The following is a 26,377-nucleotide window of genomic DNA, read 5'->3' as shown; positions in this document are numbered from 1 at the left end:
AATGAGTCGATAGAGATTAACCCCCATCGACTCATTCATTATTCTTACTTATTTCGCAGCTAACGTAATAACTGACATAGGTGGTAAATCAATATCTAGCTGGCTTCCATTCACTTCAAAACTAGTGAATGCTTCTGGTTTTATGTTTTCAGGATTTTCAAATGTGTTCATTGCATTCATTTCACTTGCGGTAATAATCCTACCTGTCACATTTGATAAATCTATACCACGTAAATCTAATGCTAATGTAGCAGCATTGTCTTTATCTAGATTACATAGACTTATGTTTACTACACCATCTTTTTTAGACGCTGAAGCTGATACTTGTGGATATGTTTTATCTCCATACGCTAGGTTTCCTACATTTAAGTCTAACGATACTTTTTCTGCATCTTGGTGTACTTTGTACATTTCAAACACGTGATACGTTGGAGTAAGAAGCATTTTATCTTCTTCAGTAAGCACCATCGCTTGAATAACGTTTACCATTTGAGCTATATTAGCCATCACCACACGGTCACAGTTATCATGGAATATATTAAAAGTAACACCCGCAATTAATGCATCACGAATTGTATTTTGCTGATATAGAAAACCTGGATTCGTTCCTGGTTCTACTGCATACCACGCACCCCATTCGTCAACAATCATGCCAATGCGTTTTTCTGGGTCGTACTTATCCATTATTGTTCCATGTTTTTCAATTAACTCACCCATGTACATTGCTTTATACATAGACTCGTCCCACTCATCTGCACTAAAATTAGTTGCTGATCCTTTGTCCCAGAATCCACCTGGATGCACATAATAGTGTAGGCTAAGACCGTCCATAAGATGACTAGCTTCTCTCATAAGTACTTCTGTCCAATTATAGTCATCCACATTGGCTCCCCCAGCAATTCGATAAATCTTATTATCACCATAGTCACGTACATACGTTTGAAAACGACGATACAGGTCAGCATAGTATTCTGGGCGCATGTTACCACCACAACCCCAATTTTCATTTCCTACGCCAAAGTATTTTACTTTCCACGGTTCCTCACGTCCATTTTCTTTTCTCCAGTTTGCCATTGGCGATTCACCATTAAATGTCATATATTCTACCCATTCAGACATTTCCTGAACCGTTCCACTACCAACATTACCATTAATATATGGTTCTGTTTCTAGTAATTCACACAGCATCATGAATTCATGGGTACCAAAGTGGTTATTCTCAACAACACCACCCCAATGTGTATTCACCATACGCTTACGATTTTCACGAGGACCTACACCATCTTTCCAGTGATACTCGTCTGCGAAGCATCCACCAGGCCAGCGAAGAACAGGAATATCTAACTTTTTAAGTGCTCCTAATACATCGTTTCTAATTCCTTTAGTATTTGGAATTGCCGAATCCTCTCCAACCCATAATCCTTCATAAATACAACGACCTAAATGTTCAGCAAACTGACCATAAATATTTTTATTAATCGTACCTTGAGTAACATCAGCATTTACTACAACTTTATTTTTCTCCATTGTTACACCTCTTTTAGTTTTATAGAATATATATTAGTTCCCATTTTGCATTCTAGCTAGTCAATTTGACCAACACCGAAGCATGAGGGGAAAGTTCAAAATTTAGTTCCCCGGTGATTGGTGGTAGTTGTTTTTTCTCCCAAAGGTTTCTAACCTCTCTTTTATCACTGCATCCAAGCTGCTCAAGACTTACACCTACTGTTTTAACTTGATCTGACAAATTAAATAAAGCTACATAAACATTTCCAGATTCATCTTCAGCAGACCATACTACTTTATCATTTTCTCTATATACTTGATGTGCTCCAAAACTATATTTATGCATGTCAAGTACTTCTTCATTAGTTAATAAAGATTGAGTCCATCGATCATTATCACGTAGTTCCCCGCCAAACATAAGTGGCGAACGGAAAATGGACCATAACGTCATCATCGTTACCTGTTCATCCTTTGTAAACCTAGTATACCTATCACTAGCTCCACCATCTACTGAACGAATGCCTATATGCCCTAGCGGCAACATATCTGCATCTGGCCAATAACCTGGCCCTATATTCTTACTCCATTTGTAACAACGTTCAAACATGTTATATAACAATTCCCACAAATCCCAAAAGTCATCTGTCATTCGCCACATATTCGCATTTTCTTGGAATAGACTGGCCTGTTCTAACGGAGCAGGTCCAGGAGAAAGACTTAATACCATTTCTCGCCCACTGTTATCAATTGCTTTTCGAATCATTTTGATTTCTTCTGTGTGAGTACTATATAACTTGGAATCTGCGATGTCATCTACTTTAACAAAATCGACTCCCCATTCAGCATATAGCTTAAACAGAGAATTATAGTACTCTTGAGCGCCCTCTTTCGTATGATCAATTCCGTACATATCTGTGTTCCAAGGGCAAATTGAATTGGGTTTAGCTATATCTCTTGCTGTCACTTTTGTTCCAAGTATTTTAGTGTTTCGATGGACAGCTTGGCGTGGAATTCCTCTCATAATATGAATCCCAAATTTAAGTCCTAATTCATGTACATAATCAGCTAGGGGCTTAAATCCATTTCCATTTACCGATGAAGGAAACCTATTGGCAGTAGGAATTAGCCTTGAATACTCATCCATTTCTAATGGCACAAATGGTCTGTAAGCAGATGAAACAGCTCCAGCTTCTGACCATTGAATATCTACTACAACATAATCCCAGCCATATTGTTTTAAATACTCAGCCATATAATCCGCATTACCTCTTACTTCATCTTCTCTAACGGTAGCTCCATAACAGTCCCAACTGTTCCACCCCATTGGAGGTGTTTGTGCGTATTGATGGTGTTTCAATAACTATACACCCTTTCACTCTAGAAACGAGGTACCAAAATTGTTAGATTTATTTTAACGTTGGCACCCCACCTCACATACTTATAAACTAATTTTAAATTTTATTTATTTTTTGTTTTTTTCAAACGAATCATGTTCCAAGAGAATTTAGGAAGAATTCCCACTAATTTACCACCATCATTATAAGACTCTCCCTTATTATGTGGTTTCACTTGTTCATTTTGTAATGTATTAATAGCTTTAGCATCTTCATTTTCAAGCACTACATGTTCCACTACTTCAAAACCTTCAAATGAGCGAATGTCTATATCTACACTTAAAGTGTTTTCCAAATGACGATTTGTTGCGAAAATGACTAGTTCTTCTTTTTCTTCGTTATATACAACGGATGAATCTAGATAAGGTACATCAGTAAAATCTTTACTATCATACTTTGGAGAAGTTACAACTGGATTTAAAGCTACTCCTCTTCCATAAACAGAAGTGTAATAGTAAGGGTAGAAAATGGATTGTTTCCACACACCACCACCAGTTTCTGTCATGATCGGAGCAATTACATTTACTAATTGTGCCATTGCTGCCATTTTCACTCTGTCGGCATGACGTAGCATTGCATTTAAAAGGCTTCCAACAAGTAATGCATCTTCAAACGTATAGACGTCCTCTAATTGAGGCGGTGCAATTGACCATGGTTCAATTTCTTTATCTTGTTGATTTGAATGGAACCATACATTCCACTCATCAAAGCTTAGATTAATCGTTTTTTTGCTACGCTTTTTCGCTTTAATATAATCACATGTTGAAATTACTGTTTGAATAAAGTTTTCCATATCCATAGATTTTGCTAAGTAGTTCGCTGTATCATTACTACGGTTCCCGTAATATTGGTGTAACGAGATAAAATCCACATAATCATATGTGTGATCAAGTGTGGTTGCTTCCCACTCCGGGAATGTAGGCATATCTGAATTTGAACTTCCACAACTAACTAATTCAATCGATGGATCTACAAGACGCATCGCTTTAGCTGTTTCTGCAGCTAGTCGCCCATATTCATGAGCAGTTTTTTGTCCCACTTGCCACGGGCCATCCATTTCATTTCCTAAACACCAAGTTTTAATATTGTGTGGATCTTTGTATCCATGTTCTTTTCTCAAATCACTCCAATAGGTCCCTCCTGGGTGGTTGCAATATTCAAGTAGATTTCTAGCAGCATCAATCCCTCTAGTTCCCAAGTTCACCGCCATCATTACTTCAGTATTTGCTTTTTTAGCCCAATCCATAAATTCATTCGTACCTACCTGGTTCGTTTCAATTACACGCCAAGCTAATTCCAATCTGCGCGGACGATTTTCTTTAGGTCCAACTCCATCTTCCCAATTATAAGCAGATACCATATTCCCACCAGGATACCTTACTATTGGTACTTGCAGTTCTTTAACAAGGTCAATTACATCTTGTCGAAATCCATGTTCATCAGCTGTTGGGTGACCCGGTTCATAAACCCCACCATATACCGCTCTTCCTAAATGTTCGATAAATGACCCATATAATCGTGGATCAATCTCTGATATCACAAATTCCTTATCTAATGCCATCTTTGCTTTTGTTATTTGCTGAGCCATAAAACATCTCCCTTTCTATTAGTAGTTGAAATTATTAATCTCAAAAAACTTATTGTTACCAAAATCTCTCTTTCACACTTCCTTGTTCAACCTAAAATTTAAACGCTTTCATCATTATGACATTTTAGAATGTTTATTTCATAATGTTTAAACCAGATCATCAAGTTGAACGTACATATTACTTATAATGAGATGTTATTTAAAAATTGTACGTATATTCAGATTAGAAAAAAAAACAAAGCATGTCAAGCGTTATATATTATAAATTTATAATTGCCAATCAATATTAGATATTGTTTAGATTACACATTTAAACCCCCTTCGATTTTCAAGGGGGGTATGTTTATTATGTTATATTTTTATCTATATATACGTCTACATGCTTATCTTTTCACATAAACGCGAATGTACGACTCCATTTTCCACTGTCCCTACAATCGGTTACTTTCACCGCTTATATTCTTATTTTCTAGTGTTAACTTGAACATGATATTTCGATACGTTTTCCGCGTCCTACGAACACCTTCAAAAGCTCTTCCTACCTGTAGCCAATTAAGTCATTAAACTTCCGAATTGTGCATCAGTAGAGAATACTTAATACTATTTCACCATCTTTATTATTTGCTAGTCATTAAGATAGGCGTGGGGCGCCTGGCTCCCCCCCCCCCGACAAGCTTAAGACAAACATCTATGGGGTGGTCTTTACGACAAAGGTGTTTGCCTTAAGACTCGAGAGGTAATCGCTGTAGCTGGACATGGCACAAACTAATATTCAGTTCTCCACAGGACACTAAACCTATAACTTCCTATGCTAGAGCAAAATTAGTTTTATAATCTTTTTCGTTTCCTATAATAGATTCATCTAAAAGAATATCCATGGATATATTTTTTATTATTGGTATTATTATCAATTTCACCCAATTACTTTTAAGTATATTGTTGGTTAGTCCATAATTTTTTTGGTCAATAGTCTTTAAGTGTTCACCACCGATTTAACTTGCTGACCTACTTTCCCAGTAGAATTTCTAATGATTAATTCAGGTTCATAGACAATCGAACTTAATTTTCTATTACTATTTCCATTATTGTTTTTGACTAAATCTATAATTAAACGTGCCGCTTCTTCACCCATCTTATGCTTTGGATGGGTGACCGAAGTAAGTTTTACTTCCGATACTTCCGCTAAGATAGAGTTATCAAAACCGACAATAGAAAGATCTTTTGGTACCTGTAATCCTTTCATCCTTATTACATCCAACAGCTGTAACACTAGTTGGTCATTGTAACAAGTTAATGCAGTTGGAAAGTCTTTTCTTAAGGAAAGGGATTTTTCTAGTGCTCTAATTGGCGCTTTTGTATCACTTGTATTATAAGTAACAATGTTATTCGGGTTTATTGCAATGCCATTACTTCTGTGCGCTTTAATAAATCCCCTTAAACGTTGCACACCTTGTTTATCATCGGTTTTATAAATTCCCATTATGTCTTTATGGCCTAATTTAATTAAATGTTCTGTCTGAATGAATCCACCTTTTACATCATCTACTGTTATACTTAACGGTTCCAATTCTTCATAATAAGCATTTAACATAATATACGGAATATTCAGTCTTTCTAAGTTTAAGTAGTATGACAGATTAGGATTAGAGGACGCACTCCTTGTTGGTTCAATTATGACACCGTCATAATGTTGAGCTTGTATTGTTTCTAAAATTTTTCGCTCTTTATTATAATCATTTTGCGTATTAAAGATATTAACATGATACCCTTGCTTACTCAGAATCGCTTCTGCTCCTCTAATGATAGCAGGAAAAATATACTCTGAAATAAACGTTGTTATAATGGCAATACTTTTATTATATGAATTAAATGATTGTGCATTAAAATTTTGTACACGGTCCGCACAAAATGTACCCGCGCCTTGCTCTTTATACAGCCAACCCTCATTTACTAATTCACCTACTGCCAAACGAACAGTATGTCGACTAACATGAAATTGTTTCATCATTTCACTTTCGGAACTTACTTTTTGATGGGGGATTATAGTTCCTTCTATAATTTTAGACTTTATTAATTGCTTGATAAACTTGTATTTAGGTTCCACTATTTCTCACCTCTTTCATTATAAAATATAACTTTGATAATCAAGCAAAAACTTAACAGGGTTATATAGTACACTAAATAATGTCAACGTTTTCAAAAAATGTTTTATCGAGTAGTGAAATATACTTTTCTCGCAAACCCCAGCTAAACTCCTTTCCAAATGGGAGACGGCTAAACGCAGATTACAAAGGTTAACCAACTTCCATTTGGAAAAAAGCAGTTTAATTTAATTACTGATTACTCATTATTAACACAATTATATCTAAACTTATAAACATATACAATAACTTCTCTGAGTTCACTTCATTAGAAGTGAACTGTATATTGAGAAATGGTATTATTTTCATTTCAAGCAAATAATCACGCATTTATCCCTAATTGTCAGCCCCTCTACTCACTCAAAGGATTCTTTTTTTCAATTCTTTTTATACTCAACCAATTTATTCCTATACTTATCATCGTTACAAATAGCAAGGGTAACATTACCGTATATTGAACAGATAAAATACCTACTACTAAAAGCCACAATACCATTAGTATTGTTGTTATTGGCTGTGACATAGCTATTACAAATGATAGTTTAATGTAATTAAAAGTTTTCATTTCAAAGCGTGCATAAATAGGGAAAAAGTGTAGAACTGTAGCTGTGAACATAATTAAAATCATAAAAAGAAGTGAAAGGACAACTTTCCCAATAACTGATTGCGTGCCTAATAAAATATTGATATCAACATATAGAAATATACCAATAATCAAAAACAATAAGCCCACTAAGTTAGATGATACAAAACTTTCTTTATACACTGTCCAAAAACGTTTAAAAACACCGGATAATTCTTCACCCATCATTAATTTTCTCACAAGTATATTAACGGTAGCAGTCGCAGGCATAAAACCAAATAATCCTAACCCTATTAGTACAAAAAACACCCATAAAACATTTATATATATCAACTTGGTGATCTTATCAATCATGTTCATAATAGTTACAGCCCAATTTCCTTCCATACGATCTGCTCCTTTCATCTAAGTTGTAAATTTATTTTCTGCTAATATGATTCATGTTTTCCTATCTTTAAAGTCTTACCATGTCCCCCAAATATACAACTTCTCCACCAACTATTATAGTGGCGGAGAAGAATATAAACTCTTTAATCTGTCACTATTACCCTTTCACACCGGAAATTGCGATTGATTCAATAATTTGACGTTGGAAGATAAGAAATACAACTAACATTGGTAATAAGGCTATCATTGATGCCGCCATAATTAAAGGATAATCCGTTTGGATCGCATAGTTTGCGTTGAAGTTTGCAATAACCAATTGAATCGTTAACTTTTCTGGTGAATTCAAGTATATAATTGGCGCTAAATAATCATTCCATACACCCATAAACCAAAGAATCAGCTGTGCCGCTACTGCTGGTTTAATCAAAGGGAAGATAATTTTTGTGAACATTCCAAAGAATGATGAACCATCTATTTTAGCAGCCTCTATAACAGAATTCGGTATATTAATAAGATACTGTCGTAAGAAAAAGATCATAACTATGTTACCAAAGATAGGTGGAATAATTAAAGGTAGTAATGTATCTACCCAGCCCATTCCAGCAAACATGGAGAATTGCGGAATCATAAGGGACGGGTATGGAATCATCATTGCTGACAATAATAACAAAAATATTACATTTTTGTAAGCAAGTCTTAGCTTAGCAAAAGCAAATGCCGCTAGGCTTGATGAAAAAGTACCAACTAAACATACTGATAAAGATATAATTAAACTATTCTGGATACCAGTTAGTAATGGACCCGCTTCCCATATTTCGAGATACTTCCCCCAGTTAATATCTGCTGGTATCCAGACAGGCGGCAACGCAAAAACGTCAGATTTTTGTTTCAATGATGTCGAAAACATCCATAGTAATGGTGCAATCATAACAACTGCTCCTGCTGACAACGCAGCGAAAATCAACATATCGGCAATTTTTGTTCTTTTTTTATGCGACAACTAACTCACCTCAATTTCAAAATTTATATAAGACTAGTTGTTATACTCAATCGATTTCAAACGATGATCTATCGTTTAGCTTAAACTGAATAAGTGTAACAATAAATATAATTAAACCTAATACTACGGACATTGTAGATGCGTAACCCATTTGTAAGTTATTAAAAGCTTTTTGCCAAATATAGAATACAACAGTTGCTGAACTATATTCAGGACCACCTGTTGGCGTCATTATATTTACTTCTGTAAACATTTGCGCTCCACCAATAATGTTTGTGATAACTAAGAAAAACGTAACAGGCTTTACCATTGGCCAAGTAATATTCTTAAACCGTTGAAATGCATTTGCCCCATCTAATTCTGCAGCTTCATAGTAGATTCTAGGCACACTTTGAAGTGCAGCTAAATATAGTAACATGGAAAATCCTAAGCCTTTCCAAATTGCCATAATCATTAACGCTGGTTTAACTGTATCTTTGTTTTGCAACCAGTTAGGGCCATCGATTCCAATAACCGATAAAAATTGGTTTACTAACCCGTAATCCCCATTATAAGCCCATTGCCATAGCACTGATATTGCTGCTAGAGAGGAAATAACCGGAATATAATAGATTACTCGAAATGTTGTTGTTCCTGGAATTTTACGGTTAAGTCCCATCGCTAACATTAATGAAACTAATAAACCGATTGGTATCCCTACCATCATGAACAATGTATTAAATAGAGATCTTCCAAAATAATCATCTGTAAATAACTTAACGTAGTTATCTATACCAACAAAGTTCATAGAACCTAAACCATTCCAAGCTGTGAATGATGCATATATTGAGAAAAGAAATGGATATAAAGTGAATATTAAATACCCTATTAAAGGAGACAATATAAATATTAATGCTGCTCTTGATTCTTTTTTGTAAAAGTTTGATTTTTTCTTTTTTACTCTTTTAGAATTTTTACTCGCGTCTACGTTTGGTTGTAAGTTTTTATTCACTTCAACTTTTGCTGTTTCCATTCGGCTGTTCACCCCTGACTATTACATTAATATTAAATTTTTAAATAAAAACGAGAAATGATGCCAGCTCTTATAGTTATTTAAAAGAACGTAACATCATTCCCCGTAATGCCAACCATCTAGTTACTTAGTAATATTAAATTACTTTACTTAGCTTGCTCTTCTAATTGTCTTGCATTATCAAGAAACTCTTGCATTTTCGGTTGAATTTCTTTTACATATTCTGCAGCAGTTTTGTCACCGTCTAAAACGGGTTGAACATTGGTGAAGAAATAATCATACCACTCTGCATTGTACGTGTTATTAGCTGGTAATGCGTGACCATACTCTTCTACAATTTGTAAATACTCTTCTTTATTTTCAGGAGCCATTGTGTCATCTGCAGCCCATTCAGCAGCCATATCCTTTAAGTTTGGAATCTGAATTCTAGCATCAGAAAGTGCTTGTTGCCCTTCTTCAGAAGCAGTTAAATAATAAACTAGTTCAGTAGCCAAATCAGGATGCTCTGTGTTTTGTCCTACTGCAATTCCTAAAGAGCCAATCCATGCAGCTGATTCACCAGTTTTTCCTGCTGGATAAGGGATAACATCATACTCAAAATCTAACTCTGTATCAAACGTTGCTAAATCCCAAGGCGCTACTGGGAAGAAAGCTAACTGACCTTGCATCCATCTTTGATATGTGTCTAACGTTTGTGCATCTTCAATGGAAGGTGTTATTTCATACACATTTTGGTGATCTGCAAACCATTGTAATGCTTCTGCAAATTCTGGTGTATCAACGGTTACTTTTGTTTGAGTTTCATCAAGGAAATCTCCGCCGTTACTCCATACGAAAGGTTGTAATACCCAGTTCACGTTGAAGCCTGTACCATACTGATCAATTTTGCCATCTCCATCAGTATCTTTTGTTAACGCTTGGTTAGCTTTAATAAATTCATCCCAAGTCATAGGCGTATCTTTATCCGGTAATTCTAAACCTGCTTCTTCAAACATTGTTTTGTTATAACCTAGAGAAAAAGGACCAACATCTTTAGGCATTGCATAGATACTACCTTTACCTTGTGTTTCACCATCAAAACGATAAGTATCTACTCCAAATTTCCAGATATTATCTAGGTTAATATTTTCATTATTCTCTACGTACTCTGTTAAATCTAACAACACATTACTATGAACATAAGACCTTACAGTTCCAGGTTCTATATAGAATACGTCAGGTACTTGGTTACCTGTAATTGACGCTTTTAATTTTGTTGCATATTGATCAGCCGCTGTAACAATCATCTTAACAGTTACACCAGGATTTTCTTCTTCAAACTTGTCAATTGCTTTACCATAAGCTTCCTCTTCAGCTTCTCCACCTCTAAACATAAAGGTTAACTCTTTTTTTCCATCATCACTTTTACTTCCAGAAGCTTTTTCACTTCCACCGCCAGCACAAGCACTCAACAATAAAATAGAGATTAATAATAATGCAGTAACTATACGATAAGACTTCTTTTTCATTTCTTTTTCCTCCGTATCTTTAATTAAAATGAACTACATAACTAGCGCTAATTGCAAACCCTTACATGTTTCTCAAAAAAATAAGTGTTCCCCCTCTAAACTCGCTTGTGACAGAAGTGAAAACGCATACTTCATGTATTTAATATAATACACTTGTTCGGACGTGTCAATCACTTTTTTGTAGAAAAATGTCACTTATGAAAAGAATATTTTTTTCATTCATACGTACCTTTTCGTACAGGTTTTCACATCTATAAAAACTTATTATTTAATAGAGTTGATTCTACATTCTCAGATGGTAATGGTTTACTAAAGTAAAAACCTTGAATAAAGTCTACCTTGCATTCCTTTAAGAGTTCCATTTGTTCTTCAGTTTCAATTCCTTCTGCAATTACTTTTAATGACATAACATGAGACATGTTAACAATCGCCTCTACAATAGATCTATCCTTTATATCTGTTTCTACATCATCTATAAATGTTTTATCTATTTTTACCATTTGAATTGGAAAATTTTTCAGTAATGAGAGTGATGAATAACCCGTACCAAAGTCATCCATGACTATTCCTACTCCTAGCTTTATTATTTCGTTAAACACTTTTGAATGGTGCACGATATCATTTAACATTGCGCTTTCAGTAATTTCCAAACAAAGATTATCATGATTGATTTTAGTTTCCTTCAAGATATTCTTTAGTTTTTCTAGGAAATTTGGATGATTTAATTGTCGAGGTGAGATATTTACAAAAACCTTATGATTTTCCCCTTTGTCACTCCATTTTTTATTGAATAAACAAGCTTGATAAAGAACCCATTCTCCAATTGGGGTTATTAATCCCGTTTCTTCAGCTACAGGGATAAAATCAAATGGTTTTACAACTCCCAAGTCTTTAGAGTTCCATCTTAATAGTGCTTCAAACCCTAATATTTCTTCTGATTTTAAATTTAATATTGGTTGATAATAAATCGAGAATTCATTTCTTTCTAACGCCTTTCTCAACTGGTTTTCCATATATAAGTGCTCTGAATGGTAACTTATAATTTCATCACAGTACACTTGCAGGCGATTTCTTCCAGTAGTTTTTGCTCTGTACATCGCGATATCTGCATGTAACATCATTGTTTCTGCATCCGAACAATCATCAGGATAAACACTTAATCCAATGCTACTAGATACATGATATTCTATAGCACCATCTATAAAAGGATAACTTAGGGTAGATACCAGTATTTCACCAAAATTGTATGGCTCTTTCACTTCATCAAAATCCGGTATCGCAATCACAAACTCATCTCCACCTATTCTGGCAATTAAATAGTCTTGACTTGCAATAGTTTGAACTCGCTCTGCTACGGATTTTAATAACCTATCTCCTGCTTGGTGCCCAAAGTTATCATTAATAACTTTAAAACGATCGAGATCAAATAACAAAAGAGCTACTTTGTTTGTTTTTCTGTCTGCTCTTTTTAACATTAAAATTAACTGCTCCTCAAAATACACACGATTAGATAAACCTGTTAACGCATCCTGATACGCAAGTTCATTGATACGTTGTTCTGATTTTTTTCGTTTAGAGATGTCCATAATTGACCCAAGCATTTGCACAATTTCACCATGTGGATCTTTTATGGCTTGTCCAGTAATATAACACCACGTGTAATTTCCATTAAATTGGGATAACCTGCATTCCACTTCGAAACTCTTGCCATGATTTACATGATTATAATAACTATTCTCGACTGCAATCCAATCATAGTGGTGAACTTTCTCCATAGCCTTGGATATGGACACTTCTAATACAACATCTGAGTATCCTAGTTTCTTATTTATTCCACCACGACTTTTGATTTTTTTAGTTGTAAAATCCAAATCCCATATCCCGTCGTACATAATATGCGAAATAATTTCAAGTTGGTGTGAATACGTATTTAATTCCTTGTTCATAGCATTCCGATGGAGTGATGATGCAAAAAAATTCACTAATTGATAGGTAGTATTTAACGGGGTTAACTGTTTTGCAACATCTTCTAAACCAACAAAAGCCATTACACCCAATTCATTACCTTCTTGTATTATTGGAATAATAATGATTACATTTTCATTTTGCATAAAAGATTCGTCAAAGAGAATATCTTTGGGTGGAAATTGATTTGGATAACACTTATCCATTTGTGTAACCACCGGCGTTTCTTTATCTACTTCTAATACATATTTTTTTATATCAAGAACTTGTCTGTTGTTTTCACCTAATAACCCAAACACCCCTCTTCTAAATGGGGTGTGGATTATCCAACTCATGTCGATAATATCTTTATAATCTGACGATTGCATCAACTGCCCTAAATTAAAATTTCGTGCAACCATATTGCTTAGATAGTTGACAGATTCAGATTGGTCAACATTACTATTTTCAAGTCCTATATCATTACATCCACAACTTTTTCGGTATACCGGATGTGTAGAAATAATTGTCGACAATTTACTTTTAAAATCGTGTACCAATGTCGTTACTGCTCGTTCCCCTATTTCACTGACTGGGAGATGTATTGTAGACAACGATGGGTTGTTTAATTTAGCATTAGGACTGTCATCGAAACCTATTATCGCTATATCTTCCGGTACACTTATATTATTTTGTTTAAAATAATGGGTTAACTCGACTGCTATGCTATCATTCACACAAACAATGGCGGTGCATCGCAGTTTATTATCGATTATTTTTTGAGCAATGTCGTTAATCTCTAATTCTAACGTATTATAAAACCATGTATCCTGAAATTCTATTTGGTTATCTTTTAATTGTTCAAGATAGCCTTCAAAACGTTCTCTTGCATCATAAAAATAGTTATCACCAACATAGGCAATTCTTTGATGCCCATGGTCGATTAAGTGCGCCACTGCATTTTTCATCATTTTTTTATTATTAATTGAAATAGCATTGTCACAGTCTAATAAAGTATTAATTCCCACAACTGGTTTACCTTGCGTTTTGAGCTTATCAATGTATTTTTGATCTACGGCATCCATGATAACAATCCAGCTATCGACATAATCCAGAGCAAATGCATTTGAATAATAATTTGCAGATGTTCCTACTACAACTACTTTCACATCATACTCTCTTGCTTGTTTCGAGATACCTGTTAATAGGTTACCATAATAAAAACCATCTAATATAGGTGTTAGAACACCTATAACTTTAACTTCCAAAGATATCCCTCCTCATGCTTTTGAGTAGTAATTATTTACTTTTGTAATTTTTCTTCTTCATGACGTTGTCTAAACGTAAGCATCTTATTCCAAAACCATTAGTAAAACTAACAAAAGGGATAGCTAGTTACTATTCTAACTAACTATCCTAATTTTCTTTCATATAGATAACCTTTTAAATTCTGAATTTTCCAATTATATCCTTTAGTTTAATAGATAACTTGTTTAGTTCAGTTGAATTACCTGAAACTTCTTCCATCGAAGCACTTGTTTGTTCCGTTGTGGCAGAAGCTTCTTCTACACCCGCAGCTGACTCTTCAGATATGGATGCCACTTCTTGTAACGTAGCATTCATTTCTTGGCTTCTTGCAGTGATATTAAGTAAATTGTTTGTTACATTTTCTATAGTTTCTACCATACTATTTATTGCATGATCTATATCAGTGAAAGTTTCACCCGTTGCTTTAATTTGACTGGTACCTTCTTTGACTTCGTTATATCCACTTTGCAGAGACTCTGTTACAACACTTGACTCTGTTTTAATGTTTTGAACAATAGTTGTAATATCTTTCACCGATACTCCAACTTGCTCTGCCAACTTACGAACTTCATCTGCTACAACAGCAAATCCTTTGCCATGCTCTCCAGCACGAGCAGCTTCTATTGCCGCATTTAATGCCAATAAATTCGTTTGGTCCGATATATCTTTTATAACAGATACTAATTTAGTTATTTCCTGAGACTTAGCATCAAGCCCTTGTACTTTCTGAACAGCATCCTTTACAATTTGATCGATTTTTCCCATTTGTGTTATTGATAAATTCATTAAGTTAGAACCATTCTTTGTCATTCCCAAGACTGTATTAGATGATTGACGAATAAGTCCACCATTTTCATTTGCTTCACTCACCATTTCACTAAACGTACCCATAGCCACAGAAAATTCACTGATATGATTAGCTTGTGATTCCGTACCGGTCGCCAATTCCGCCATTGTAGAAGCAACTTGTTCAGAACCTAACTTTACTTCATTGGCTGAATGTGAGAGTTTTTCACTTTGACTATTTACTGTTTCTGAAACGTTAACTATATTTTGAATCATTGTTCTTAAATTCGAACCCATAACATTAATTGCAGTTGCTATACGACCAATTTCATCTTTACCTTGGTAATCTATTGATTGGATAGAAAGATCACCGTCCGCTATCTTATCACTGACCTCAACAACCTTTTTAAGATTGCGAGATACTTTCCTGCTAATGAAAAATACAAGAACACTACCTACTACTATCGATACAATCATTGATATGGTTAATGCAAAAAAGGTTAATTGTTGACTTTCTTTCACTTCTTCAACCGCTAATTGACTTTCATCATTCACAATATCACGAAGTATATCTAAAATAACAACCGTCTCTAATTGAAGACCGTCCACTTCTTGAGCTGTCCTTTTTGCTGTGACAAAGTCTCCATTTTCTACAGCTGGAATAATATCTTGCGTGAACCTCTCATCAATTAGTTGATTGTTATTAACTACCTGAGTTAGTAATTCTTTTTGTTCCGGGGTATCCATTTCAGGCTCTAATTTATCTATTAGCAAATTATATTGCTGACGTCGGTCATTATATTCTGTTACATAAGACTGCGTAGAATAATGGACGTAATTCGCAATACGAAGCCCCATCGTTTGTGTTAGCGTATTTACTTCAGAAATATCTAAAGCTCGATCAGACCTTCTATCTAATGCATCAACATTTTCTCCTATACCAGCGATTAGACTCGCTACTATTGCAGTAGAAATACCAAATAATATAAAGACAATTGTTAAAGCAACACCAAATTTTTTACCGATATTAAAATTATTAAACATCCCATTTTTCACACCATTTCTTTTTCTAGGCTTGTTTGAAAAATGAGTGATATTCTTAAAAAACTGTTTCAAATTAACCCCTCCTCCAATTTACACTTGTATGTATAACTCTTATCACACTCATGTTATCGCTTTCATTAATTTGGTGATTTTGCCCATAAAGACAGTGTTAACCCACTCCCCTCAATTAATTTCAATATATCCATTTAACTTCATTAGATTGATGAAACGTAGAACTTTAGTCCTTGTTTAGTGGAGAAATCTACATATTTCATCATTAATCTAATTCATTTTAACCATGTATATATAATAGCTTATATTTATACTAAATTTCAACTAAAATCGACAATATGTACGTACATTTTTATTTATTTAAATTTAATATTTATCAATCAATTTTTGCAAACCTCACAAACGTTCAAAATACTCGCTTAAGAATGGAATTTAAGACAAACATCTATCCGATAAAAATGTTTGCCTCGGATAGGCGCTGAAGCTAGATGCGGCACAAGCATCTTTCCTGCCATTAAAAAAACGATATGAAATCCATCTACAGATAGATTCATATCGTTCTTATTTTTAAGTAAGTTACTTGTTCTTTAGTTCTGCAGTGGAGCTTCGAACAATCAATTTTGGTTCAAATACAACTGATTCAACTTTTTCCTCCACTTTTCTTTGATTACCAATATTCGTGTTAATCAAATCAAGAATTACTTTTCCTGCCATTTTACCCATCTCACTTTGAGGATGCTCGACGGTTGTCAGTTTAACTTCAGAAACTTTCGCTAAAAATGAATCATCGAAGCCAACAACAGAAATATCATCTGGCACTTGCATATTTTTGTCCCTGAGAACATCCAATAACTTTATCGCTAGCTCGTCATTATAACAAACCATTGCAGTTGGTTTGTTTACATTGGACTTATCTAAATAACTACTTAACTCTTGTATCGGCCTTGTTGCTTTTTCAGTAGATTTATAAGTGACAATATTGTTTGGATTTATCGGAATATTATAAGCACGATGTGCCTTTAAATATCCTTTCATACGTTTGGTACCTTGAATATCATCCGACTTAAAAAAACCGATTATATTTTCATGACCTAACTTAATAAGGTGTTCTGTTTGAAGATAACCGCCTTTTTCATCATCTAAGACTATACTAAGTGGTTCTAACTCATCATAGTAAGCATTTATCATGATATACGGTATGTTTTGACGTTCTAGATTTAAGTAATAATTTATATTTGGATTTGTTAAGGCACTCTTAGTAGGTTCTATAATCACACCATCAAAGTGTTGCGTTAATATTTTTTCTAAAAAGCGCTTTTCATTATCATGGTCATTATTCGTACTAAACAAACTAACATGATAGCCTTGCTCACTTAGGTAAGATTCAGCACCTCTAATTATCGAGGGGAAAATATAATCAGAAATATGCGTAGTAATAATTGCTATGTTTTTTTGCGGCATTCCATTTGCTTTATTTTCTTCCTTCGATCTATCTGCACAGAAAGTCCCTGCCCCTTGTTCCCTATATAACCAACCTTGATTGACAAGATCACCGATAGCAAGACGAACAGTATGACGACTAACCTCGAATTGTTTCATTAATTCACTTTCCGAACTTATTTTCTGGTGGGGTTGAAAGGAACCATCCAGTATTTTAGACTTTATAGCTTGCTTTACAATATTGTATTTTGTTTCCATACTATCACCTCGGGTATAATCTCTTGCCTACATATAGGTATAAGTTCAACTATAATATTATAGCATTCATGTACGGAATTAGTAACTACTATAATACGTAAGTTTATCAACGATAGAAACCTGTTTTATTTTTGACTCCATATACACTCGATAGAAAAATAACGCAGAGATTTACATTGTAAATCTCTGCGTAACTGTTAACGCCAGATTGCTTCATTCCATTTTAGTTCATTTCTGAACTGTCTAACGTTTGTATCTTTATCAATGACAACACATTCTATCTTAGCCATATCCGCAAAGTCATATAGCTGCTCCGTTGTTACTTCTAATGAGAATACAGTATGGTGTGCACCACCAGCATAAATCCACGCTTCTGTTCCTTCACTTAATGAAGGTTGCGGTTTCCACAATACTTTAGCAACTGGAAGGTTAGGTGTTTCGATTGTTGGTTGTTCTGCTTTCACTTCGTTTATAACAAGACGATATCTTCCACCCATTTCCACAAGGGAAGCATTAAGACCATCTCCACCTTTACCATCAAAGACTAAACGTGCCGGATCTTCTTTACCACCAATTCCAAGAGGGTTGACAACAATTTTTGGTTTAGTCGCTGACACAGTTGGACAAATCTCCAGCATATGCGAACCAAGAACCATTTCGTTTCCAGGCTCTAAATGGTACGTATAATCCTCCATAAACGAAGTACTCTTATTACCAGAAACTATTTTCATGAAACGTAATAGTGCAGCAGTTCTCCAATCACCCTCACCAGCAAAACCGTATCCTTCAGCCATCAAGCGTTGCGCTGCAAGTCCTGGTAATTGTTTCATGCCATGCAAGTCTTCGAAGTTAGTTGTGAATGCACTGTAGTTTCCTTTTGATAAAAATGATTTAAGTCCTAATTCTATCCGTCCTTGCTCTAAAATAGAATCTCTCACTGCACCAGGTTCACTAGCTTCGGCTGGTAAATCATATAATTCATTATATTCCTTATACAGGTTATCCAGTTGCTCATCGGTAACTTTACTCATCTCTTCTACAAGGTCACCTATTCCGTAATAATCAACAACCCAACCAAATTTGATTTGTGCTTCTACTTTGTCTCCGTCTGTTACAGCAACATTTCTCATATTGTCACCAAAACGAGCTACTCTTATGTTAGAACCTTCTGTTACAGCTACAGCAGTACGCATCCAGTCCGATAGTTTTGTTGTTACTTCTTTATTTGTCCAGTGCCCAACAATTACCTTACGTGATATATTCATACGAGTACCGATAAATCCATATTCTCTGTCACCGTGAGCCGCTTGGTTCAGGTTCATAAAATCCATATCAATATCGCTCCATGGAATATCACGGTTGAATTGTGTATGCAAGTGCAATAATGGCTTTTGAAGGGAAGCTAAACCAGCTATCCACATTTTTGCAGGTGAAAATGTATGCATCCACGTTATTAACCCAGCACAATTCTCATCATTATTAGCATCTAAACTTAACTGCTTAATTTCAGTTGCAGTTTTTAGCACAGATTTGAATACAACCTTGAATGGAAGTTCACCTTTTTCGTTTAATCCCTCTACAACTTGTTTTGAATTGTTTTCTACTTCCTTTAATGCATCGTCACCATATAGGTTTTGACTACCTGTAACAAACCAAAATTCGTAATCTCTTGTCTTTAACATTGCGTTTCCTCCTAGATAAATTGAATAATAAGTTCATTTTTATTTTGCTTCTGAACGGATAAATTTCAGTCGTTTCATAACATCATTTTCTCCACGTCCAAAATAGTCATGCAGTCTTGAATACTCTTGGTATAACTTTTCATAAATAGCTACATTCTCTGGTATTGGTGTAATCGCTTCATCTTTAATTCGTGCCATTTTACCAGCGGCATCTACAATAGAATCATACCCACCTTTATCAGCACCAGCTGCCACAGCTCCAAACATCGCAGCACCTAAAGCAGGTGTTTGTGTTGAAGCAGCAATTTTAATTGTTCGATTTGTAACATCGGCATATATTTGCATCAATAATTTGTTTTTCTGAGGTAAACCACCACATGCATATAATTCATCTACGGCTACTCCATTATCTTGGAATGCATCAATTATTTTTCTAGTACCAAATGCTGTTGCCTCTAATAGAGTACGGTAAATTTCTTCAGGCTTCGTTTGTAATGTCGCACCAATCAGAAGTCCGCTTAATTCTGTATCTACTAATACAGATCGATTACCATTCCACCAGTCTAAAGCTAACAGTCCTGTTTCACCAGGCTTATACTCTGAAGCCTTTTGTTCTAACCACTGGTGTTCATTCACTTCTTCTTTATTTGCCGCTTCTAATACATATGCTGGTACAGCTTGTTTTACAAACCATGCAAAGATATCTCCTACAGCTGTTTGTCCAGCTTCATATCCATAAAACCCAGGTATGATTCCATCTTCTACAACACCACACATGCCCTCAACCTGTTTTTCTTCAGTTCCTAGTAACATGTGGCAAATAGATGTACCCATTGACATTACTAGTTTACCAGGTGATGTTACTCCCATTGCAGGCACAGCCGCATGTGCATCTACATTTCCAACAGCTACTGCAGTCCCAATGTTTAACCCGGTAAGCTTTGCAATCTCTTCTGTTAACTCACCAGCTTTTGATCCTAAAGGTAGAACTTCTCCACGTAATTTTGTTGCCGTTAAATCTTCTAAACGTGGATCTAGTGCTTTAAAGAATTCTTTGCTTGGATAGCCTTCTTGCTTGTGCCAAAACGCTTTATAACCTGCAGCACAACTGTTACGAACAAAATCACTAGTCATTTTTGATATAAGCCAATCTGTCGCTTCAACAAACCTATCCGCTGCGTCGTATACCTCTGGTGCTTCATTGAGGACTTGCCATACTTTTGCAATCATCCACTCGGAAGATATCTTCCCACCATAGCGGGATAGAAATTTCTCTCCTCGCTTTTCGGCAATTTTAGTTAATTTATTTGCTTCACCTTGTGCTGCATGGTGTTTCCAAAGCTTTGGCCAAGCATTGGGATTATCTTTCCACTTTGGATCGAACATTAATGGTTCTCCGTCCCTATCCACTGGAAGCATCGTACATGCAGTAAAGTCAATTCCCACACCAATAATATCACTAGGATCTATCCCAGATTCCTTGAGTACTGCTGGTATAGAATATTTTAATACATCTATATAATCTGCAGGGTGTTCTAAAGCCCAATCAAATCCAATCTCTATACCTGACTCCGGTAATTTATCAACAATTACCCCATGCGAATAAGGTGTAACGTGATCTGCTATTTCCCTGCCATCTGCTAAGGATACTAATACTGCTCTACCAGATTCAGTTCCATAATCTACACCAATCGCATACTTTTTTACCACTTATAGTACCTCCTTATTACTTCTGGCCGTAATAAGCATTTGAACCATGTTTTCTCAAATAGTGTTTATCTAATAGCTCTTGGTCCATTGGAGGTGCATCTGGGTTAATTTGGTATGTCCGTAATGCCATTTTAGCTACTTCTTCTACAACTACGGCATTATGGACCGCCTCATTAGCATCTTTACCCCAATTAAACGGTGCATGGCTATGAACTAAAACACTCGGAATTTCAAGTGGGTTAATTTCTTTAAAGGTTTCTACGATGACATTACCTGTCTCTAGCTCGTATTCACCTTTAATTTCTTGTTCTGTCATTCTTCTTGTACAAGGAATTGACCCATAAAAATAGTCGGCTTGGGTCGTTCCGAGTGCAGGTATAGGTTTACCTGCTTGAGCCCAACTAGTTGCCCATGGTGAATGCGTATGCACAACCCCACCAATACCAGGGAAATTTTTATATAATATTAGGTGGGTAGGTGTATCAGAGGAAGGTTTTAGTTTCCCTTCAACAATTTCCCCATCCAAATTCAACACAACTAAATCTTCCACAGAGAGATCCTCATAAGGAACTCCACTTGGCTTAATTACAACTAGTCCAGAATCTTTGTCGAAACCGCTTACATTACCCCAGGTAAATGTTACTAATCCATACTTAGGTAAGGCCAGATTAGCCTCTAAAACTTGTTGTTTTAAATTTTCTAACAAATCTATCAACGCCTTTCCATATACTTTTTAAAAACACTATTCTTGTACGTATATTTTCATTCTTAGTTTTTATAGTAATATAATTCGTACGTACAATCAATACATAAGTATATAATTTTTAAAAAATTACACTATTTTCTAAAGAAACTGTAATATATTAAGGTTTTTAAAAGATTATTTTTTTATAAGATATATTCTTTTCCATATTAATATTATTTTTAATTCTATATTCCATACAACTATATGCTACCTTTTTGACAAAATTCATTTATTTTTTATTATTGATAATAAACAAGTTTGACTATTTTACATCAAAAAACCTCAATACAATGACTAATGTATTAAGGTTCTAATTTAAGATTTATTCTGCTGTCTTTTTATGGTGTTTTTCCCACTTAGGTATAAACCGATCTTCTTCCATCTTTTCATAAAAAGTATCTAAGTGTCCTTTTATTTTAGTTGCATCTTCTTCAGTTAAAACACCAAATTCTAAGTACTTGTTGATAATCCCTTTTCTTTGATTAACAAGGTCTTCATACAACACTTTTAATTCCTCTGTCTGTTCATCTGTTAATTTTACCTCTTTATATTTTGGTGTTTTGCCATGGTCATGTTCAGCACTTATCGAAATAGTACTTAACCCTATAAAAGATAAAGAAAGAACAGCAATTAGAATGAATGAAGTTAATTTTCTCATTTACTCATCTCCTTTTCCGAATTTCAATTTAATTTCTGCAATCGGAAAGGATTCTATACATGACTTGCTATTTAATTTTCATCAATAAGGTTGACTACTGTTCTTCCCAACGATTTACCTTCTAATATGTTATTTAATGATGTGGACAGCTCTTCTAAGTGTATTTCTTTCGTTAAGCTACCCATGTTTTCCGGTTTTAAATCATTCGCCATGCGGTCCCAAATCTTTTTTCTTATATTCATTGGACAATAGACAGAATCAATACCAATTAAACTTACACCTCGTAAAATGAAGGGGAATACAGTTGTTGGAACTGATGTACCTCCAGTTAAACCACTAACAGCAACAGAACCACCATAGTTAATTTTGCTTAACATCGATGCCAATGTCTGTCCTCCTACGGGGTCAACCGCTGCAGCCCAATGTTGTTTAGCCAGCGCTGGGACCTTTTCTTCATAAACATCTTCTCGTGTAATCACATTTGTTGCACCTAGTTGTTTTAAAAAGTCCATTGAAGATAGCTTCCCCGTGCTAGCAGTCACTTGATAGCCTAGTTTGTTTAGCATTGCAATAGCTAAAGTCCCTACTCCTCCAGTAGCACCTGTAACGAGTACATTTCCTTTATTAGGTGTTACTCCATTTTCTTCTAAACGTTGAATTGATAAAGCTGCAGTAAAACCAGCAGTTCCATATACCATCGCTTCTTTTAATGTGAGTCCCTCAGGCAAGGGAACAATCCAATCAGCTGGAATGCTTGCGTATTCACTAAATCCACCAAAATGCGATACTCCTATTTCATAACTTGTTGCGATAACCTTGTCACCTTTATTAAATCTATCGTCATTTGACTCTTCTACTACCCCTGCCAAATCAATCCCTGGGACAAACGGGTATTGTTTTACGATGGTACTTTTGGGAGTGCTCGCTAAACCATCTTTATAATTTACACTTGAGTAGTGCACACGGATGAGTACATCCGATGTCGGTAATTCTGGTAACGTCATCTTTTCAATTTGAGAGGTAAACTCGTTATCCTGTTGGCGTAGTTTGAATGCTTTAAATGTTTCGACCATTATTATAATTCTCCTTTTACTTTTTTATAAAATAAATACGTAGCGCACCAATCGATGCGTTACGTATCAATATGAAATTTCACAAACTCATGTTGATAGATTGTTTTGAAATCATCATTTTCTTTTAAATTTGTATATAGATCTTCGGGAGAATACCATAAATAATCATTATCCAACTTATAATCTGCCCCTAGTGAATAACTTAACCAAATAAGTTTAGAACAGTAAATATATTCCCAAGGATCTTCAAGAGATTGAGTTAGTTTAAAGGAAAACACCGGTTTTTTTTCTCCTTTTTCTAACTTTTGCTGATAAGCAGCTAAATACTCTTTTGCATAACTTGCTGCAGATTCACCTAATTCCGAAGATACTGGTCTAAATTGCGCATGTTCAGGATGCTTATCCAGAAACTGCTGAATTGTATCTTTTCTTATTGCTGGATGACCACCCGGTGATTCAATTACATTGTGTTCATCCACTACAATTGCGGAGTGGCCCATATAGCCCGTCAAGGCTTGAAATACATTGTCACTTGCAACCAAAACATCTCCTGCCTTAAAATCCCTTCCCCTAGTGCCAGAAGTTCCTAATACATACTGTTCTCCAATTGGTACATTCATTTGATTATTAAGGCTGAATCCAACTACCATCAAGTGTTTATGTTTTTTTTCTAATGTAACATAAAAATTATCTCCACGATAATATACCGCCACCAACTGACCATCTAAATACAAACAGATGTGATGAAAAGCTATTTTGGATACTTGTTGAACATTAATACAATCTTTGTTTTGTATTACCTTAAAGTGTTTTATCATTGTTTATCACCGCCTATCTACAATTTATTCAAGGGTGGCGATAAACGTTAATGTGTGGTTTGTCTAATATTATACATACAATCTAAACCCACTTCTGTTAAGAAGTTCACAATTAACATTAATTAAGAATAAAAGCGACGGGAGTCCTAGTCCCACTTTTAATTTTATCATTTCTCAGAATATGAAATAAAGCAGGTGATTTAAAATCACCTGCTTTATTACTTACTTTCTATCTTTAAGAAGCCTTTGCTTCTGCAGTATAAGTTGGGTATTGTTTATCTCTCTTCGCCCATTTAACAAGTAGATATACTAATGGGGTATCCACAGCAGCTACAATTAATTTAAATACGTATTGTGTCACAATCATACCAAGTAGTACTTGCATTGGCACAGACCCAACAAAAGCTATAGTAATAAAAATGGTTGTGTCTATAAGTTGACTTGACATTGTCGATAAATTATTGCGCAACCATAGCTTTTTTTCACCATGTTTCTTTTTCAAGCGATGAAATATAGAAACATCCAAATTTTGGCTTATGACATACGCCACTAGACTGGCTAACATTACTCGAAAACTTCCTCCAAGAATCGCAGAAAATTCTGTTTGTAAACCAAAGGCAGGCGCTGCTGGTAATTGAATAGCAACAAATATGAAAACTAATGCAACGACCTGTGTAAAGAAACCAGCCTGTACTGTTTTACGTGCTGCATCTTTCCCATAAACTTCACTTATTACATCTGTTAGTAAATACGTTACAACATAAACCACTGCCGCAGCAGGCAACATATACTCGCCTACACTAAACAATTTTACACCTAATATATTGGATAAAACTAATAGTCCCACAAATAGCGCATTTAAATAAATAAACAATTCATCTTCTCCTCTTCTGTAGAGGCTTCAAAGCTAACCCTCATTAGCGATTATCAATCTTTTCAGGATACATATCGTGATTCATTAATCTGTGATCTGCTATTTGTTCAAATTTAGTACCAGGCTTTCCATAATTGCAATAAGGATCAATAGAAATACCACCCCTTGGCGTAAACTTACCCCACACTTCAATGTAGCGTGGATCCATGAGGTTTATCAAATCATTCATAATAATATTCATACTATCTTCATGAAAGTCACCATGATTACGAAAACTAAATAAATATAATTTTAATGATTTACTTTCCACCATTTTTTCATCTGGAATATAACTTATATATACACTCCCAAAGTCCGGTTGCATTGTTTTTGGACAAAGTGTTGTGAATTCAGGACAGTTGAATTTGACGAAATAATCACGGTTAGGGTGTTTATTATCAAAAGCTTCTAGCACTTCAGGAGTGTAATCAAAGGCATAAATTGTTCCTTGACTCCCGAGCAAAGATAGCTCTGTTAAATCTTCATCTTCTCTACCAGTCATTGTTGTCTACCTCCTCGTTGTTCTACTATTATTACAATCAAAAAAAGCCATTCCCTAAGGGACATGGCTATGATCACATCATATGTCCTTAGTTTTTTATAGAGGGTTTGTAGCTAAGAACCTCTCCCGTTTCTAACGGAATGATATATAATTACTCGATTTATTATATAGACGTGTATTATATCTGTCAACATTCATTTATATCTCCGTTAAACAATTAATTTCATCGTTGAACAAAACCTATTTTTAAACTGATGCTTCTACGAAGTTAATATAAAGTACGCAATAGAGCACTGGCCTCGCTCCTCAAGCAAAATTGGCTCCCTTTCCGCAGGCACGGCTTCAGCTAACTCAGAATAAAACCG

At 35.1% G+C, this 26,377-nt stretch carries 19 protein-coding genes and 1 riboswitch; all 19 genes read right to left on the bottom strand.

Annotated features, from left to right (window positions below; translation table 11 throughout):
- Positions 1 to 48: 48 nt before the first annotated feature.
- A complete protein-coding gene (locus QQS35_RS00885; protein ID WP_285929827.1) occupies positions 49 to 1,527 on the bottom strand; it encodes an alpha-N-arabinofuranosidase in 1,479 nt (492 codons plus the stop codon).
- A 52-nt stretch (positions 1,528 to 1,579) separates the two neighbouring features.
- Complete coding sequence (locus tag QQS35_RS00880; RefSeq protein ID WP_285929826.1) at positions 1,580 to 2,863, bottom strand: glycoside hydrolase family 27 protein; 1,284 nt, start codon at positions 2,861 to 2,863, stop codon at positions 1,580 to 1,582.
- Between the two features lie 101 nt (positions 2,864 to 2,964).
- Positions 2,965 to 4,488, bottom strand: a complete 1,524-nt coding sequence (gene arfA / locus QQS35_RS00875) for an arabinosylfuranosidase ArfA (protein WP_285929825.1) — start codon at positions 4,486 to 4,488, stop codon at positions 2,965 to 2,967.
- 973 nt (positions 4,489 to 5,461) lie between these two features.
- A complete protein-coding gene (locus QQS35_RS00870; RefSeq protein ID WP_285929824.1) occupies positions 5,462 to 6,592 on the bottom strand; it encodes a GntR family transcriptional regulator in 1,131 nt (376 codons plus the stop codon).
- 389 nt (positions 6,593 to 6,981) lie between these two features.
- On the bottom strand, positions 6,982 to 7,599 hold the full coding sequence (locus QQS35_RS00865) for a YesL family protein (RefSeq protein ID WP_285929823.1): 618 nt from the start codon (positions 7,597 to 7,599) through the stop codon (positions 6,982 to 6,984).
- A gap of 157 nt (positions 7,600 to 7,756) precedes the next feature.
- Positions 7,757 to 8,599, bottom strand: a complete 843-nt coding sequence (locus QQS35_RS00860; protein WP_285929822.1) for a carbohydrate ABC transporter permease — start codon at positions 8,597 to 8,599, stop codon at positions 7,757 to 7,759.
- Positions 8,600 to 8,645: 46 nt separating this feature from the next.
- A complete protein-coding gene (locus QQS35_RS00855) occupies positions 8,646 to 9,611 on the bottom strand; it encodes a carbohydrate ABC transporter permease (RefSeq protein WP_285929821.1) in 966 nt (321 codons plus the stop codon).
- 146 nt (positions 9,612 to 9,757) lie between these two features.
- Complete coding sequence (locus QQS35_RS00850; RefSeq protein ID WP_285929820.1) at positions 9,758 to 11,119, bottom strand: ABC transporter substrate-binding protein; 1,362 nt, start codon at positions 11,117 to 11,119, stop codon at positions 9,758 to 9,760.
- A gap of 251 nt (positions 11,120 to 11,370) precedes the next feature.
- Positions 11,371 to 14,331 carry an EAL domain-containing protein gene (locus QQS35_RS00845; protein ID WP_285929818.1) on the bottom strand — a complete coding sequence of 987 codons (2,961 nt, stop codon included), beginning with the start codon at positions 14,329 to 14,331 and terminating at the stop codon, positions 11,371 to 11,373.
- 175 nt (positions 14,332 to 14,506) lie between these two features.
- Positions 14,507 to 16,273, bottom strand: coding sequence for a methyl-accepting chemotaxis protein (locus QQS35_RS00840; protein ID WP_285929817.1), 1,767 nt, complete (start codon positions 16,271 to 16,273; stop codon positions 14,507 to 14,509).
- Positions 16,274 to 16,789: 516 nt separating this feature from the next.
- A complete protein-coding gene (locus QQS35_RS00835; RefSeq protein WP_285929816.1) occupies positions 16,790 to 17,911 on the bottom strand; it encodes a GntR family transcriptional regulator in 1,122 nt (373 codons plus the stop codon).
- A gap of 197 nt (positions 17,912 to 18,108) precedes the next feature.
- Positions 18,109 to 19,593 (bottom strand): L-arabinose isomerase, encoded by a 1,485-nt coding sequence (gene araA / locus QQS35_RS00830; protein ID WP_285929815.1) that lies wholly within the window; start codon positions 19,591 to 19,593, stop codon positions 18,109 to 18,111.
- 39 nt (positions 19,594 to 19,632) lie between these two features.
- Positions 19,633 to 21,303 (bottom strand): ribulokinase, encoded by a 1,671-nt coding sequence (locus tag QQS35_RS00825; protein WP_285929814.1) that lies wholly within the window; start codon positions 21,301 to 21,303, stop codon positions 19,633 to 19,635.
- Positions 21,304 to 21,319: 16 nt separating this feature from the next.
- On the bottom strand, positions 21,320 to 22,009 hold the full coding sequence (gene araD / locus QQS35_RS00820; RefSeq protein ID WP_285929813.1) for an L-ribulose-5-phosphate 4-epimerase: 690 nt from the start codon (positions 22,007 to 22,009) through the stop codon (positions 21,320 to 21,322).
- Between the two features lie 361 nt (positions 22,010 to 22,370).
- Positions 22,371 to 22,706 (bottom strand): YckD family protein, encoded by a 336-nt coding sequence (locus QQS35_RS00815; protein ID WP_285929812.1) that lies wholly within the window; start codon positions 22,704 to 22,706, stop codon positions 22,371 to 22,373.
- Positions 22,707 to 22,777: 71 nt separating this feature from the next.
- A complete protein-coding gene (locus tag QQS35_RS00810) occupies positions 22,778 to 23,779 on the bottom strand; it encodes an NADPH:quinone oxidoreductase family protein (RefSeq protein WP_285929811.1) in 1,002 nt (333 codons plus the stop codon).
- A 59-nt stretch (positions 23,780 to 23,838) separates the two neighbouring features.
- Positions 23,839 to 24,597: a C40 family peptidase gene (locus QQS35_RS00805; RefSeq protein WP_285929810.1), complete on the bottom strand. Its 759-nt coding sequence runs from the start codon at positions 24,595 to 24,597 to the stop codon at positions 23,839 to 23,841.
- A gap of 235 nt (positions 24,598 to 24,832) precedes the next feature.
- Positions 24,833 to 25,471: a queuosine precursor transporter gene (locus QQS35_RS00800; protein ID WP_285929809.1), complete on the bottom strand. Its 639-nt coding sequence runs from the start codon at positions 25,469 to 25,471 to the stop codon at positions 24,833 to 24,835.
- A gap of 43 nt (positions 25,472 to 25,514) precedes the next feature.
- Positions 25,515 to 26,012 carry a preQ(1) synthase gene (gene queF, locus QQS35_RS00795; protein WP_285929806.1) on the bottom strand — a complete coding sequence of 166 codons (498 nt, stop codon included), beginning with the start codon at positions 26,010 to 26,012 and terminating at the stop codon, positions 25,515 to 25,517.
- A gap of 82 nt (positions 26,013 to 26,094) precedes the next feature.
- Positions 26,095 to 26,142: riboswitch (PreQ1 riboswitch) on the bottom strand.
- Between the last annotated feature and the right edge of the window lie 235 nt (positions 26,143 to 26,377).

Origin of the sequence: Aquibacillus rhizosphaerae (assembly GCF_030282825.1) — a bacterium.
In the GTDB taxonomy this organism is placed as follows: domain Bacteria; phylum Bacillota; class Bacilli; order Bacillales; family Amphibacillaceae; genus Aquibacillus_C; species Aquibacillus_C rhizosphaerae.
Note: the sequence above shows the minus strand (reverse complement) of the source record. Positions and strands in the feature narration are given on the sequence as shown.